Origin of the sequence: Pseudoduganella chitinolytica (assembly GCF_029028125.1) — a bacterium.
GTDB lineage: Bacteria > Pseudomonadota > Gammaproteobacteria > Burkholderiales > Burkholderiaceae_D > Rugamonas > Rugamonas chitinolytica.
In genome coordinates this window covers 2,113,637-2,128,683 of record NZ_CP119083.1, presented here as the reverse complement: position 1 = coordinate 2,128,683, position 15,047 = coordinate 2,113,637, and the positions used below count along the sequence as shown (strand labels likewise).

Below are 15,047 nucleotides of genomic sequence, written 5' to 3'. Positions count from 1 at the left end.
GAACTTCGGGGTCAGTCCCTTGCAGGGACAGACCCCAGCTAGCGCGGCGGTCGCGGGCCGAGCGTCGTCAACCCCTGTCCCAGCCCCAGCCGCGCCAGCAGCGCCCGCGCGTCGAACGGCGCATGCACCTTGATATCGTTGTCGAAGTAGCAGAAGATGTCGCGGCTGGCCTGCTTCGGCGGCGCCGCCGTCGAGATCAGCTTGGCGTCCGCCGGCTGGCCGCCCGTGCTCCAGGCGTGGATCCTGGCGGCCCAGCGGTCCAGCGCCTCGTCCGTGTAGCCGCTGGCGTACAGCTCCTTCTCGCCATGCAGGCGCAGGTACATGAAGTCCGCCGTCACGTCCTCGTAGTCGGGCCATTTGCCGGCCGTGTCGGCCACCACCAGCGCCACCTTGTACTTGCGCAGCAGTGTGACGAAGCGCTTGTCGTTGAAGCTCTCGTGGCGGATTTCCATCGCATGGCGCACCTTGCGCCTGGCGTCGATCTCCAGCATCGCGCGCCCGTTCATGCGCGGCTCGTGCTGGCGCGCCATCGCCAAAGCGGCCTCGGTATCGTGCGGCAGCAGGCTGAGAAAGTGCTCCACCAGTTCCGCGTCGAACTGGAAGTTGGGCGGGAACTGCCACAGGAAGGGGCCCAGCTTCTCGCGCAGGTTGAACACGCCGGACGCAAACACATTGGCAAGCGGTTTCTCCGGCTCGCGCAGCCGGCGCGTGTGCGTGATGAAGCGGTTGCCCTTGTGGCTGAACATGAAGCCGTCCGGCGTGGCGTCGTACCACTCCTGGTAGCTTTTCGGCCGCTGCAGCGAATAGAACGAGCCGTTGATCTCGATGGTCGGCAGCGCGCGCGAGGCATACTCCAGCTCGCGCGCCTGGGCCAGGTCGTCGGGATAGAACACGCCGCGCCACGGTTCGTAGCGCCAGCCGGAAATGCCGATGCGGATGGTGGAGGCCATGGTCCGAGTATAGGCAAGCCCGGCCGTACGCGGCGCACGACCGGGAAAAGAAAGGGTGACTGTCACCGTTTTTTTGCAAGATTGCCTTGAAACAGGGGACTGTCCCGGGTTTTGCGCCAGCCCCAGTCGCGCAGCGCCAGGCAAGGTTTCTCGACGAGGTACCAGCTGGCCGTGCCCAGCGCGATCGCCAGCGGGGCGGCGAGGGCGAACAGCGTCCATGGCGACAGCGCGGGCCAGTACCACAGGAGCAGCTTCTGCACGGGCCAGCCGTACAGGTAGACGCCGTACGACACGTCCGGCAGGCGCCGCAGCGGCGCCAGCGCCGGCGCGGGTGCAAAGGCGGCGCGCAGCAGCAGCCAGCAGCCCAGCGTCGCCAGCGCGGGTTCGGCCAGCACGCGCGAGGTCAGGGCGGCAAGCAGGATGAGCGTGACGAGGCTGACGACCACCGGGCCGGCCGGCCAGCGCGCGACGGGCTCGCGGTACAAGAAAAAGCTGCCGCCGCAGAAGAAGCACATCGCCAGGCGGGGCAGGTCGGGCAGCGTGCGGCCGGCCAGTTGCCAGGCCAGCGCGCCCGCCACGAGTGCGGCGCTGGCCAGCAGCCACGCAAGGCGGCGGCGCAGCGCGCCCGCCAGGCCGGCGGCCAGCACCGTCAGGTAGCAGGCGAATTCCAGGGCGATCGTCCACATCGAGCCGTTCACGCTGGCATGCGGCTGGCCCGCGAAGACGGGCGGCACGACCGGGGTTTGCAGCAGTGCGATGCCGGCGACGAAGCCGCCGGGCCAGAACTGCGCCGCGTAGGCTGCCGCATCGGCGCCCAGCGGGCCGACGACCATGCCGCAGACGAGCGAGGCGACGACGAAGCCGGGATAGATGCGCAGCACGCGCTTGCGCAGGTAGCTGGCGGCATGGGGCGCCGCCAGCCAGCTCTGGACGATCAGGTAGCCGCTCAGCAGGAAGAAGCAGTCGACGGCGGATTCGCCGAAGGACAGCGTGCCGAACAGCCGGGTCAGCGGTTCACGGCGGCGGTCGCCGTCGACGAGTTCCGGGGCATGGGCCAGCAGTACCAGAAGGGCCAGCAGCAGGCGCAGCGGCGTGAAGTTGTTGGCGTACTCGCGCCGGGCAATGGACATGCAGGCTGCTTCCCGTATCTTTTCTTGCGAAAAGGATAACAGGAAGCAGCCTCGGCCGCTGTTGCATTTTTGTACGCAGGCGGCGTTACACGCGCAGCCGGCTGCGCCGCTCGACACCGGCGGGAAGCGCCTGGCGTTGCACGGCCAGCGTACGGGCGTAGCGCTGCAGCGCGTCGTCCAGCGTCGGCAGCAGGGCGCCCCGTTCCGTACCGAGCAAAGCCGGGGCCACGCTGCCGGCCGGCGTTTCGTCGCGCAGTCCGGCCATGTCGACATCCAGCAGGCCCGCCACCTGGCGCACCACTGAGCCGGCATCCAGGCTGCCCCGGTTGGCCAGGTGCCAGATGCCGCGCTCGCCGTCGATGGCCAGGTCCAGGCAGGCGTTGACGAGGTCGGGCAGGTAGGTCAGCGACAGCTGACGTTCGCCGTCCAGCGCCACCGTGCGGCCCTCGGCCAGGTCGCGCAGGCTGCGCGCCAGCAGGTGCCCTTCATCCCAGGGGCTGAAGAAGCCGCTGCTGCGCACGACCAGCGCGCCGGGATGGGCCAGCAGCACGCGCTGCTCCGCCTGTGCCTTGTGGCGCCCGAAGGCCCCGCGCGGCGACACCGGATCGCTTTCCACGTAGGCCCGCTCCAGCTGGGCGTCGAACACTTCGGCGCTGGAGAACATCAGGTAAGGCAGGTCGTGCTTCAGCGCGGCCAGCGCCAATACCGTCGCACCCAGGCAGTTCTCGCGGTAGCACCGTTCCAGTTCGCTGTCGGCGCCGTCGTCGTCGCCCAGCCGCGGCGGCGAGCCGGCCGCGTTGACGATGGCCCACGGCCGGTACTTGCGGATGGCCTGTTCGACGGCCGCCGGGTCGGTAACGTCCATCTCCGCCCGGCTGGTGATGCGGAACGGGATATTGCGGGCCGCGCACAGCTGCGCGAATACGGTGCCCAGCGCGCCGCTGGCGCCGGCGATCAGGATGGGCTGCACGTGGCGCTGCACGTCGTCCTTGGCCTGCTGGCGTTCGGCCAGCGAGGCCGGGATGCTGCTGGTGGCGACGGGCGGGCACAGGAAGCGGCCCGGCCGGTGCCACCAGCCGGCGCCCTGCAGCACCGGGTGGCGCAGCGGCGCGCCGGTGGCCAGCGCCCGCATCATCCTGGCAACGGCGGTGGGGCGCGGCTCGGGGCCGCGCACGTCGAACGGGCCCGGCTCGTAATAGCCCTTGCAGGCCGTGACGAGGCAGTTCCAGTCGTACGAGCCAAGCAGCGCCCAGACGGTGACGGCGCGCAGGTCGGCGCCCGCTTCCTTGGCACCCTGGGCCGCCTTCCATACCTCCAGCAGCCAGCGCAACTGGTCTTCGCGGTTGGCGTCGATATGCGCCTCGGTGATCGCGACCGGCAAGCGGTAGCGCTCCCACACCTCCATCAGCAGTGGCCCGATGCCCGGGGTCGGATTGGCCAGCACGCGGGCCGTCTCCATGTCGGCATGACGGATGCCGCGGTAGGTGTGCACGTGGCTGGCCGGATAACGTTCGACCCGGTGATCGAGCCAGCGCTCGCTGGTGATGTAGTAGTTGACGCCGATGACGTCCGGCGGGCAGGGATTGTCGCGGAACCAGAGCAGTTCCTCGGCCGTCGCGCCCGACTCCTGCAGGTAGCCCCACAGCGCGTGCGACGGATCGACCTTGCCGCACAACAGGTCCCATGACAGCCAGCGCCGCTCGTTGAAGAACTCGACGATCTCGCCCATTTCCGGCGTGCCGTAGGTGCGCGACAGGTCGTCCGTCTGCACCAGTTTCGCGTCCGGATTGACGGCGCGGATCGCCCGCATCGACAGCACCACCGCGCGGCACTGGTTCAGGAGCGCGCGCACGAAGGTGGCCTCGTCGCTGCCATGCGGATACCAGACGCCGGCCAGGCCGGAGAAGCGGGCCGTCGTCAGCGGCTCGTTGACGGGGGTGTAGTAGGTCAGCCAGGGATAGCGCGCGGCGACGGCGCCGGCATAGGCCGCCAGCTTCTCCGCAAAGCCGGGATCGACGAGGCTCGTATGCTGCGGGCCGCTGCCGTGGTGGATCAGGCCCGCGATGGGCTCCACGCCCAGTTCGCGCAGGCGCGGCAGGCGCGCATCCGCCCAGGACCAGTCGGCATCCTCGATCGCATCCGGCGCCGTGCATTCCCACAGCACCGGATAGCGGATTGCCGTAATACCGAGCGAGGCGAAGCGGTCGATGTCCTCCAGCCGTTCGCGGTGGCCGTTGCGCTCCATCTGGCTGAAATAGGTGTCCGTGACCCGATTGATCGTGCATTCGAGGCCGCCCCACAGTTGCAGTGCCGTGCCGCTGTTGTTCTGTTCTGTCATGCGTAGCTCCTGAAGTGATTCCGGTTCAAGCTTAACGGCGTGACCCGCCGTGCCGTATCGGCCTTGGCCTACATCCATGTCGGACAAGTTGCCGTTGTGCTGGCGGGGATGTCCTATCCGGCCCTGCGAGCGGCGATGGCGAGGCGCAGCCGGCGGCGCCGGTCCCCCAGCACACGCCGCAAGTCGTCGACGGCGATGCCGCTGACATCCTGGATGCGCAGCAGCAGCGAACCACTGACGGGCAAGCCACGATGGCGCAGCCGCGCCAGCAGGGGCGGCGCGATCTGCAGCGCCTTGGCCAGCGCCTTGTCGCTGTGCAGCTGCAGGCGCTGGCGCAGCAGGTCGAACAGGCGCGAGGGATCGTAGGGCAGGGTAGGGTTGGTCATGTTACTTGCTGTCATTGAACTCATATGGTTTTGCAAAGGCCAGGAGTCTGCCACCGCCGAGCACGCTTCGGTGTAGGACTACGCCCATTCTCCCGGTCGGAGCGGGCCGTGCGTTTCCGGAATAGACACAATGCAATACTCCGTGCAATAATAAGAATGATTCGCATTATTACTCTCACCTGCGACATCGCCGCGGGTGAGTACGGTGACGGTCGCAGCACTGCCGCACCGGCGCCAGCAAACCAGCCAGCCAGAGAGACTTCCCCAGAATGACGACCCGCAATCCGTACATCAAGACCGTGAAACACCCTGCCGCGCTGGCCATCGCCACGTTGGCGATGCCCCTGGCGCTGCACGCGCAGACCGCCGACCAGAAGCTGCCGGAAGTGCGCGTCGAAGGCCGCGCCACCAGCGACTTCCAGGTCCGCACGTCCGTTTCGGACAAGTTCACCGCACCGCTGCTGGACACGCCGAAATCCGTGACCGTCATCCCGACAGCGGTGATCGCCCAGACCGGCGCCACGTCGCTGACCGATGCGCTGCGCACCGTCCCCGGCATCACGATCGGCGCCGGCGAAGGCGGCAACCCGGTGGGCGACAACCTGTTCATCCGCGGCTACAACGCCCAGACCGACACGTATGTCGACGGTATCCGCGACACGGGCTCGGCCTCGCGCGAGATCTTCGCGCTGGAGCAGGTCGAAGTCGTCAAGGGCCCGAATTCCGCGTACGGCGGCCGCTCGTCGGCGGGTGGTGGCGTCAACCTGGTCAGCAAGACGGCCAAGGCGGAGGACTTCAACAACGCCACCGTCGGTGTCGGCACGTCGCAATACCGCCGCGTCACGGCGGACCTGAACCGCAACATCGGCAACAACGCCGCCGTGCGCCTGAACGTGATGGGTCACGACGCCCACGTGGCGGGTCGCAACGAGATCCACGGCGACCGCTGGGGCGTGGCGCCGACCGTCACGTTCGGCCTGACGGGCCCGACCCGCGTGTCGATCGGCTATTACCACATGGAGTCGAGCGAGCTGCCCGACACCGGCATCCCGTTCGACAACCCGTTCTCGACGGGCCCGAACGTGGCCAAGAACGGCAACGGCACGCCGCTGGACGTACCGCGCGATAGCTACTACGGCCTGGTCAACCGCGACTTCCGCGACACCGAGACCGACATCGGCACCTTCGACGTCAAGCACGACCTGGGCAACGGCCTGACGGTGCGCAACGTCACCCGCTACGGTCGCAACACGAATGACTACGTGTGGACGCAGCCGGACGACTCGAAGGGCAACACGGTCCTGTACGGCACCGTGTGGCGCCGTGCCAATACCCGCGTGACGCAGACCGATTCGCTGGCCAATACGACGAGCCTGTCCGGCTCGCGCCAGCTGGCCGGCATGAAGCACACGTTCACGACCGGCATCGAGATCGGCCGCGAGGAAACGGATCGCAGCAGCTACCTGTTCGCCCCGGGCACCAACAACCCGAAGACGAAGACGTTCACCTGCCCGACCTTCGGCGCCGAGACGCTGTACAACTGCACGTCGCTGGTCAATCCGAACGCCAACGACCCGTGGGAGTACACCCGCACCGTGTCGCCGGCCCGCACCAACGTGCACACGAACACCCGTTCGGCCTATGCGTTCGACACAGTCGAGCTGGCGCCGCAGTGGCTGCTGAACCTGGGCCTGCGCTGGGACGACTACCGCTCCAAGCTGGACGTGCCGCAGTATACGCTCGATGGCAAGACCACCAACGCGCAACATGCGGAAGTGAAGAGCAACTTCACCAACTACCAGGCCGGCCTGGTCTACAAGCCGTCGACCAACAGCAGCGTGTACGTATCGTACGGCACGTCGTCCACGCCACCGGGCAACGACGGCGGCGACGGCTCGGACGGCCTGTCCGTCACGGTGCACAACCTGAAGCCGCAGGACAGCAAGAACTTCGAGCTGGGCACCAAGTGGGAAGTGCTGGCACGCCGCCTGTCGCTGAGCGCCGCGCTGTTCAAGAGCGAGATGAACAACGCCCGCGTGACGGCGCCGGACGGCACCACGCAGAACGTGGGCAAGAAGAGCGTCGAAGGCATCGAGCTGGGCATCTCCGGCAACATCACACCGAACTGGATGGTGTTCGGCGGCTACACGTGGCTGGACGGTCGCCTGGACGACAACGGCTACATCAACACGGCCGCCACCGGCCAGCCGGCGGTGTACCAGCCGTCGCCTTACAACGGCAACGTGTTCCCGACCACGCCGAAGAACAGCGCTTCGCTGTGGACGTCGTACACGGTGCTGCCGGGCGTGACGGTAGGCGGCGGCGTCAACTACGTGTCGAAGGTCTACGCCAACGTCAACAACACGAAGTACGCGCCGGGCTACACCCGCTTCGACGCGATGGCCAGCTATGAAGTCAACAAGAACGTCACGCTGCAGCTGAACGTGCAGAACCTGACGGACAAGCTGTACTACGACAAGGTCAGCTCGCCGCACTATGCCGGCGTGGCACCGGGCCGCACGGCGGTGGTGACCGCTTCGTTCGCCTTCTGACCGGTAATCCAGAGTGAGTTCAGCGCCGCCTTCGGGCGGCGTTTTTTTTGGCGCTGTGCCCTGGTGGTAATGAATTTTCAGGGCGACTACCATCTTACTCATCAGATATGGGGCCGCAGTCGTCCGCAGTCCGCCCATCCTTCGTGACATCAGCCTGCAACGTACACCCCGACGGCATGCATTCCGACAAAACATCGGCCTTGATGCCGATGCTGTGAGCAATCGTGCCGGAGTTCAATGGAGGCGGAGACCAGACATGGACAACGAAACGCTGATGGGCCCCGAGCCGCACTACACCCTGGGACTGCGCAAGGTCGAGATCGACGCTGTCCTGGATGCGTGCGACCTGGTCGGCCGCGTGCTGCAGGCGGCGCCGGGGGACAACGCCCGCGGTGCCGCGCGGCTGCTGGCCGAGGCTTCGCGGGAGGAACACCGCGAGGCACCGCTGACCCGCTCCATCCTGGTCCAGGTGGCCCGTGCGCTGCAGCGCCGCGCGCTGCAGTAGGTCGCCTGCATATCATTCATATGGTGTGAAGACCGAAGGGGAGGATGCAATGGACTACGAAGAGAACGACGAACTGCCGCAAGGCGAACAGGCCGGGGAGTACAGCCCCGGCAGACTGCTCGACACGCTCGCGGCCAAACTGAACGCTCGCAACGACGCCGCCCTGGCGCGGGCGATCGATGTGGCCCCCGCCATTGTCAGCAAGATCCGGCACGGCCGCTTGCCGGTGGGGGCGTCGATCCTGCTGCGCATGCACGAGGCCTCCGGCATCGGCATCCGCGAGCTGCGCGATTTGATGGGGACCGGCGCGGCCGGCACCGCATGAGCCCCACCGAATTTCGTCCGCCCCAGGGCCAGCCGTCGCCCCAGGTGCACCAGGCCCGGCAGTCGGAAGGACAGGCCAACGAAAGCTGAGCGTCGCCCGACGCTCGGTTCGCACTACCGGGAACGGGCACCTGCCTGCGCGCTGCGGCGCGCGGGCAGGTGCCCGTTTGCTTGGGCGCTGTGCCCCGATCCCAATGAACCGGGCCACAGCGCCCTGGCATGGGGCACCGAAGGCTCAGCCGCCGCAGCCCGCGTGATCCGGGCGGGCGGCGCGGCGGCGGCCCGTGCTGGCCTGGTGCAGCGGCAGGCGCACGGTAAAGGCGGCGCCCTGGCCCGGCCCCGCGCTTTCCGCCGCGATGGCGCCGCCCTGCAGTTCGACCAGCTGGCGCGCGATCGACAGCCCAAGTCCCAGCCCGCCGTGGCGCCGCGTTGTGGAGGCGTCGGCCTGGCGGAAGCGTTCGAACACGTGCGGGAGGAAGTCGGCGGCGATGCCGATGCCCGTGTCGGCCACGCGGATCGCCACGCCTTCGGCAGTACGGCTCAAGGTCACCACGACGTGGCCGCCGGCAGGCGTGAACTTGATCGCATTGGCCAGCACGTTGTCCATCACCTGCTGCATGCGCGCGGCATCGGCGCAGACCGGGCCGGCGCTGCGGTCCAGCTGAAGCGTCAACTCCACGCCGGCGGCCAGCGCGCCGGGACGGATCGTCTCGACGGCGGCGTTGATGAAATCGGCCGGCCACGTGGCGGCCGCCGACACCTGCACCTTGCCGGCGGCGATGGCGCTCATGTCCAGCAGTTCGTCGATCATGCGGGCCTGGGCGCGGGCGTTGCGCTCGATGGCGGCCAGGCCGCGCTGCATCGCGCCGGCGTCCTTGCCGCCCTGTTGCTGCAGCAGTTGCGACCAGCCCAGCACGGAGTTCAGCGGCGTGCGCAGTTCGTGCGACAGCGTGGCCAGGAACTCGTCCTTCTGCTCGTTCAAACGCGCCAGCGCTACCCGGGCCTCGTGCTCGTGCAGGAACTGGGCGCGACGCTCCTCGGCCGTGGCGAGCGAGGCGGCCAGGATGTGCGTGCGCGCCTCCAGGCGGGCGTCGTAGATGGAAACCACCAGGGCGATCGTCAGGATGCCCGCCGTGCCCAACGTAACGGCCAGCGCCAGCGTCGCGTAATCGACGCCGCCCGCGGCCGCGCGGCAGATCACGCCGGCGGGAAAGTGCGCGGCGGCCATGCCCGTGTAGTGCATGCCGGCGATGGCCAGGCCCATGACGGTGGCCGCCGCGGCCTGGATCAGGCTGGCGCGCGGCGTGCGCTGGCGCAGCCGGTAGCCGATCCACAGGGCGCCGGCGGCCGCCGCGATGGCGATCAGGAGGGACAGCGCCAGCGCGAACGGTTCGTAGCGGATGCCCGGGTCCATCCGCATTGCGGCCATGCCCGTGTAGTGCATCCCCGCGATGCCCAGCCCCAGCAGCAGGGCGCTGACGGCCAGGCGGGTGCTGTCGACGTTGCGTTCGCGCAGCTGCCACAGCGCCAGGCCGGAGACCGCGACGGGCAACAGCAGCGACAGCAGCGTGATGCCGAGGTCGTAGCCAAGGGGGATCGGCAGGCGAAACGCCAGCATGCCGATGAAGTGCATGGCCCAGATGCCGGTGCCCATCGCCAGCGCGCCGCCGGCCGTCCACAGCTTGGCCGAGTGGCCGCGCGAGCTGCGCACGCGGTCCGCGAGGCTGAGGCTGGTGTACGACGCGAACACCGCGACCAGGATGGAAACGACAACGAGCGTGGGATCGAAATAACCGCTGTACATGATCTGGCTGACACATCGAAGAGTACAACCAACTATACCGGACTGGGCGGGGAGGGGCGCAAGCAGCACGGCTAAACGCCTTGATGATGCGAGAAAGCAACATCAGTTATCAAAGGTAAAATGATGCGGGGCGCCAGCGCAGCAGCGTCGCCACCATGTCCTCCTCCTCGACGGGCTTGGCGATGAAGTCGTCCATGCCGGCGGCGCGGCAGGCCGTCCGTTCGGCCTCGGTCACGCCAGCCGACATGGCCACGATGGGCACCGTCAGGCGCAGCGTGTCGCGCACGATGCGCGCGGCCTGCAGCCCGTCCAGTTCCGGCATCTGCACATCCATCAGCACGACGGCGTAGCGCGCCGGGTTCTGTCGCAGCGCGTCGACGGCGGCGCGGCCGTTGTCCGCCACCGTCACTTCGGCCCCCGCGTAGCGCAGCATCGTCACCGCCACGGTCTGGTTGACGGGATGGTCCTCGGCCAGCAGCACGTGCATGCCGGCCAGCGGCAGGTCCGACGGCGATGGCGCCGGCGCGTCCGCCGCGCCGCTCGCAGGCGCCAGTGCAAGCTGCCCCAGGGCCGCATGCAGCGTCGCGCGCGTGGCCGGCGCATGAACGAGAGCGAACGGGAAGGCCTGCGCGGCGCCGGCCAGGGGCGGCGCGAAGCCGGCGCTGATCTGCACCAGCGCAAAGCCGGCCGGCAGCCGTTCGCGCCGCGGTGCCAGCAGCGCCAGCGGTGTCACGCCCTGGCTGCCCGGGCCGATCAGCGCCAGCCGGTGCGGCAGCGGACCGGTGCCGCCCAGCGTCTCGCGGGCCTGGTCGAAGTCGTTGACGGGGTACAGGCGCCAGCCCCAGCGCACGGTGGCATGGGCCAGCGCCGCCGCCACGTCCGGGTCGGATTCGAACAGCAGCACGTCGATTCCCTGCCATCCCGCTGGCAGCGCGTAGCGGTCGGTTGCATCGGGCACGGGCTGCACCGGCACCGTCAGGGCGAACGTGCTGCCGCTGCCGGGGGCGCTGGTGACGTCGATGCGGCCCGCCATGCGTTCGGCCAGGCCGCGCGCGATGGTCAGGCCCAGGCCGGTACCGCCGAAGCGCCGGCTCATCGACGCGTCGGCCTGCACGAATGGCGAGAACAAGCGCTGCAACTGGTCCGGATCCATGCCGATGCCGGTGTCGCTGACCTCCACGACCAGCAGCAGCTGGCCGGCCTCACCGGTGCCGGCGCGCAGGCGGCAGTGCACCGCGCCCCGTTCCGTAAATTTGAGCGCATTGCCGATCAGGTTCGTCAGGATCTGTTCCAGCCGCAGCGGATCGGCCACCACTTCCAGCGGCAGGCCAGGATCGACATCCACGACAAGGCGCAGCCGGCCGCCCCCGCTGACGGCCATCAGCGCGGCGGCTACCTGCGCCAGGGCGTCCGGTGCCATCGGCACGGGAGCCAGTTCGATGCGGCCCGCTTCGATCTTCGAGAAGTCCAGGATATCGTTCAGCACCGCCAGCAGTGTCTGGCCGGACGTGCGGATCATGTTGACGAAGTTTTTCTGCTCGTTGTCGAGCCGGGTGCGCCCCAGCACGGCGGCCAGGCCCAGCACGGCGTTCATCGGCGTGCGCAGCTCATGGCTCATGTTGGCGACAAAGCTGGACTTGGCCCGGCTGGCGCTTTCCGCGTGTTCCTTGGCACGCCGCATCTGCTCCTCGGCCGCTTGCGCTTCCGTGACGTCGCGCACGATGAATGCAAAACCGGTCAGCGGGCCGGCGCCGTCCGCCCGCACGGCCGACAGCTGCATTTCGCCGACGAACGTCTTGCCATCCTTGCAGACGAAGGTGCGCAGGCCCGCGCAGGTGCCCGTGGCCATGGCCTGCACCAGCGCGTCGGTGCCCGCGCCGGCGGCGTCCCACACCGGCAGCGGCCGGCCCACGGCCTCCTCGTCGCTGTAGCCGAACAGGTTGGCGGCCCCCTCGTTCCAGGCCTCCACGTTGCCCGCGCTGTCGAGGAAAATGATGGCGTGGCTGCGCACGCTGGCCGTGAACAGGCGCAGCCGCGCTTCGGAGCGCTGCACGGCGCGCTGCTGCTCGTGCACCTCGTGCGTCATGTCCTGGGCCAGGCGCAACGCGCGCGAGCGGGTCGTCGCCAGGCTCTTCACCACCTCGAACATCAGGAGGCTGATCAGGGTGCCCAAGCCCAGGATGATCAGGCTGCTGTGCCGGTCGATCGTGGCCTCGAAGGCATCCGTGGCCGTCAGCTCGACCGTCCAGTAGCGCCCCGTCTCGTCGACCGATATCGCCTGCGCAAGGCTGAGCGGACGTGCGTAGCGGCTGCCCCGGGCCGGTGCGGTATCGTTGCTGAAGATCAGCCGCCCGCGTGTCAGCGGGCCGTCCCAGATGCGCAGCGTGAACGGCGCTTCGCGGCCCACCATGCTGCCGATCATGTCACCCAGCCGGAACGGGCTGTAGACGAACCCCGACAGCGCGGCCAGCCGCTCGGCCGGGGTGGCGTGGGGTGCGCCGCGCCGATACACGGGTTCGTACATCAGGAAGCCCACCTGGCGGTCGCTTTCGACCTCCTGCACGAGGGTGACGACGGCCGTGCTGCCGATCCGGCCCAGGCGGGCGGCGGCCTGCATCGCGGCGCGGCGCACCGGTTCGGCGTACATGTCGAAGCCCATCGCCCGGTCGTTGCGCACGTTGTGCGGTTCCAGGTAGGTGACCACGGCGCCGTGGCCGGCCGTGATGCGCGGCCACACCCGGAATCCCGGCCAGTGGCCCTGGCGCGCGGCCTCGAAGGCTGGCAGGTCGGCCGCTGGCACCCATTGGGCAAAGCCCAGGCCCTGGGTGCCGGGGAAGGCGTGCTCGATGTCGAAGCTGCTGGCGAAGCTGTGCCATTCGTTCGCCGTCACATTCTCCGAGGCGTCGAAAAACGCCTTGCCCGCACGCAGCAGGCGGCGGTAGTTGGCCAGGCGGTAGTCGATCTGGCGCCAGGCGGCATCGGCCTGCGCCGCGAACTGCTCGTTGATGCGCCGTTCGCCATAGCGGGCCGCCGCATGCCAGGCACCGATCGTCACCGTCAGGCACAGGGCCAGCATCAGCACCGGCCAGCGGCTGCGCACCGGCAGGCCGGCCGGATCGGTATGGCCTGCGCTCGTATTGGTCAGCACCATGCCCGTCACGGCCAGGATGGCGATATACAGGTCGAGCGCCACCAGCGAGTGCAACTGGCTGCGCGTGGCGAACTGGCCATCGCCCCACAGCGTGGCCAGCACGGCGCCCGCCGCGGCGATGACGACGACAGCGGTGGAGGCGGCGGCGCCCAGGCGCAGGGCCGCCCAGGCCACCGGCACCAGCAGAAGGAACGGCGGTCCGTAGCGCTGCGCGTCGCCAAGCCACTCCAGCTGGAATACGGCCGCCACCAGCGCGCCACTGGCAAGCAGCACCAGGACGGTTTCGGCCGCGTGGACCCGCAAACGCTGCCTGGCCGTGGCGTCGGCCCACGCCGACAGCAGCGGCGTCACGGCCAGCATGGCCGTCATGTCGCCCAGCCACCATACGAATGCCACCGGGCCCCGTTCGGCAACCGGCACGACGCCCGCCGCGGCCAGGGCCACGGCCCCGGTCGCCGCCGCCAGTGCGGAACAGGCCGCAGCGATGCCGAGGTAGCCGTGCACGACGGCGGCGCTGTCGCGCTTGACGGTCCGGTCCAGCGCCCGGATGCCGCGCTGCGCCAGCAGCAGGGCCAGGACGTTGCCCGCCGTGATCAGCGCGGCCGCTCCTGCCGTGGCTGCAGACAGGCCATGGCCGCTGTCCATCAAGTACAGGTTGAACAGCAGGCTGCCCAGCGCGACCCCGGGCCACAGCCAGCGTCCCCATTGCAGCAGTGCCGCGAGCGCGACACCGGTGGGCAGCCAGATCGGGCTGCCATTCCCGCGTGGAATCGACAGCACCACGCACAGCGCGGCCGCGGCCAGGAACGCGGCCGTGCACAGCACGTTGGCGCCTATGCGGCCGGTCAATGCCGAGGGACTACGGGTACGCATGGCAGGTCGGGGTCTCCGCGGTGGGCAATGCACGCATGATGCCCGACTCGGCGCGAACGTGACGCCGCCGTCGCGCTGCGGCTGTAGGCGGGCGCCGACACCGCCACAAGCCGTGCGCCCATGGCACGGACGCCGGGCAGCCCCGATACTTCTTTGCCAACAGTGTAAATAATGCCGTTACGGGAGAAACAATTGAACCGTCCAGCCAAGCCAGCCGCCGTGATGATCGTGGGTGGCACCGAAGCGCCCGCCGAAGCGCCCGACGTGCTGGGCCGTTTCGTCGAGCTGTGCGGCGGTCCCGCCGCGCCGATCGTCGTGCTGACGGCGGCCAGCACCGTCCCGGACGAAGTCTGGGATGCCTACCGTCCGGCCTTCGCCGCAGCGGGCGCGCGCGCTTGCCAGGCGCTGCACGTGCGCACCCGCGACGATGCGTCCGCCCCCGCGACAGTGGCGAAGCTGGCCGAGGCCAGGGGCATCTTCATCAGCGGCGGCGACCAGAAGCGACTGATGGCGCTCGTCGGCGGCACCCCGCTGCACGACGCCATTCGCACCGGCGTACGGCAGCAGGGCATCTGCATCGGCGGCACCAGCGCGGGCGCGTCGGCACTGGGCGTGCACATGGTGACGGAAGGGCGTGCCGAATTCAGTCCGGAGAAGGGCGCCGTGGCCATGGGCGCCGGACTGGGCCTGCTGGCCCAGTGCATCATCGACCAGCACTTCTCGCAGCGGCACCGCATCAACCGGCTGCTGACGCTGGTCGCCGCCAATCCGGACCTGGCCGGCATCGGCGTGGACGAGGACACGGCGCTGGTCCTGGCACCGGACGGCGCCATCGACGTCGTCGGCCCCGGTGCCGTCACGCTGGTGGACGGCCGCCACCTGCAGACCAACCTGGCCGACGTGGGAGCGGGCCACATCCCGCTGATGCTGGACGTTCGGGTGCACGTGCTTCCCACCGGTACCGCGCTGGCCAGGCCGCCGGACGTGCTGCTGCCGCTGCTGCAGCCCGTGCTGGCCGCGCTCAACCATTGACC

The 15,047-nt window shown here is 69.2% G+C and carries 10 protein-coding genes; 4 read left to right on the top strand and 6 right to left on the bottom strand.

Features of this window, described 5'->3' with window-relative positions:
* Positions 1-38: 38 nt before the first annotated feature.
* From PX653_RS09400 to PX653_RS09385, 4 genes are all read right to left on the bottom strand, one after another.
* A complete protein-coding gene (locus PX653_RS09400) occupies positions 39-950 on the bottom strand; it encodes a DUF72 domain-containing protein (protein ID WP_277417628.1) in 912 nt (303 codons plus the stop codon).
* Positions 951-1,012: 62 nt separating this feature from the next.
* Positions 1,013-2,080 carry an acyltransferase family protein gene (locus PX653_RS09395; RefSeq protein WP_277417627.1) on the bottom strand — a complete coding sequence of 356 codons (1,068 nt, stop codon included), beginning with the start codon at positions 2,078-2,080 and terminating at the stop codon, positions 1,013-1,015.
* Between the two features lie 85 nt (positions 2,081-2,165).
* Entirely contained in the window at positions 2,166-4,418 is a 2,253-nt protein-coding gene (locus PX653_RS09390; protein WP_277417626.1) for a family 1 glycosylhydrolase, read from the bottom strand.
* Between the two features lie 113 nt (positions 4,419-4,531).
* Entirely contained in the window at positions 4,532-4,804 is a 273-nt protein-coding gene (locus PX653_RS09385) for a hypothetical protein (protein ID WP_277417625.1), read from the bottom strand.
* Positions 4,805-5,073: 269 nt separating this feature from the next.
* Here PX653_RS09385 and PX653_RS09380 point away from each other — a divergent pair, with 269 nt between their 5' ends.
* From PX653_RS09380 to PX653_RS09370, 3 genes are all read left to right on the top strand, one after another.
* Positions 5,074-7,356, top strand: coding sequence for a TonB-dependent receptor (locus PX653_RS09380; RefSeq protein ID WP_277417624.1), 2,283 nt, complete (start codon positions 5,074-5,076; stop codon positions 7,354-7,356).
* Positions 7,357-7,612: 256 nt separating this feature from the next.
* Positions 7,613-7,861: a hypothetical protein gene (locus PX653_RS09375; RefSeq protein WP_277417623.1), complete on the top strand. Its 249-nt coding sequence runs from the start codon at positions 7,613-7,615 to the stop codon at positions 7,859-7,861.
* A 49-nt stretch (positions 7,862-7,910) separates the two neighbouring features.
* Positions 7,911-8,186, top strand: coding sequence for a hypothetical protein (locus PX653_RS09370; protein WP_307731055.1), 276 nt, complete (start codon positions 7,911-7,913; stop codon positions 8,184-8,186).
* Positions 8,187-8,420: 234 nt separating this feature from the next.
* Here PX653_RS09370 and PX653_RS09365 read toward each other — a convergent pair whose 3' ends face one another.
* On the bottom strand, positions 8,421-9,989 hold the full coding sequence (locus PX653_RS09365; RefSeq protein ID WP_277417622.1) for an MHYT domain-containing protein: 1,569 nt from the start codon (positions 9,987-9,989) through the stop codon (positions 8,421-8,423).
* Positions 9,990-10,098: 109 nt separating this feature from the next.
* Positions 10,099-14,013 (bottom strand): CHASE domain-containing protein, encoded by a 3,915-nt coding sequence (locus PX653_RS09360; protein ID WP_277417621.1) that lies wholly within the window; start codon positions 14,011-14,013, stop codon positions 10,099-10,101.
* 192 nt (positions 14,014-14,205) lie between these two features.
* Between PX653_RS09360 and PX653_RS09355 the strand changes: the two genes are divergently transcribed.
* Positions 14,206-15,045 (top strand): cyanophycinase, encoded by an 840-nt coding sequence (locus tag PX653_RS09355; protein WP_277417620.1) that lies wholly within the window; start codon positions 14,206-14,208, stop codon positions 15,043-15,045.
* Positions 15,046-15,047: the final 2 nt, after the last annotated feature.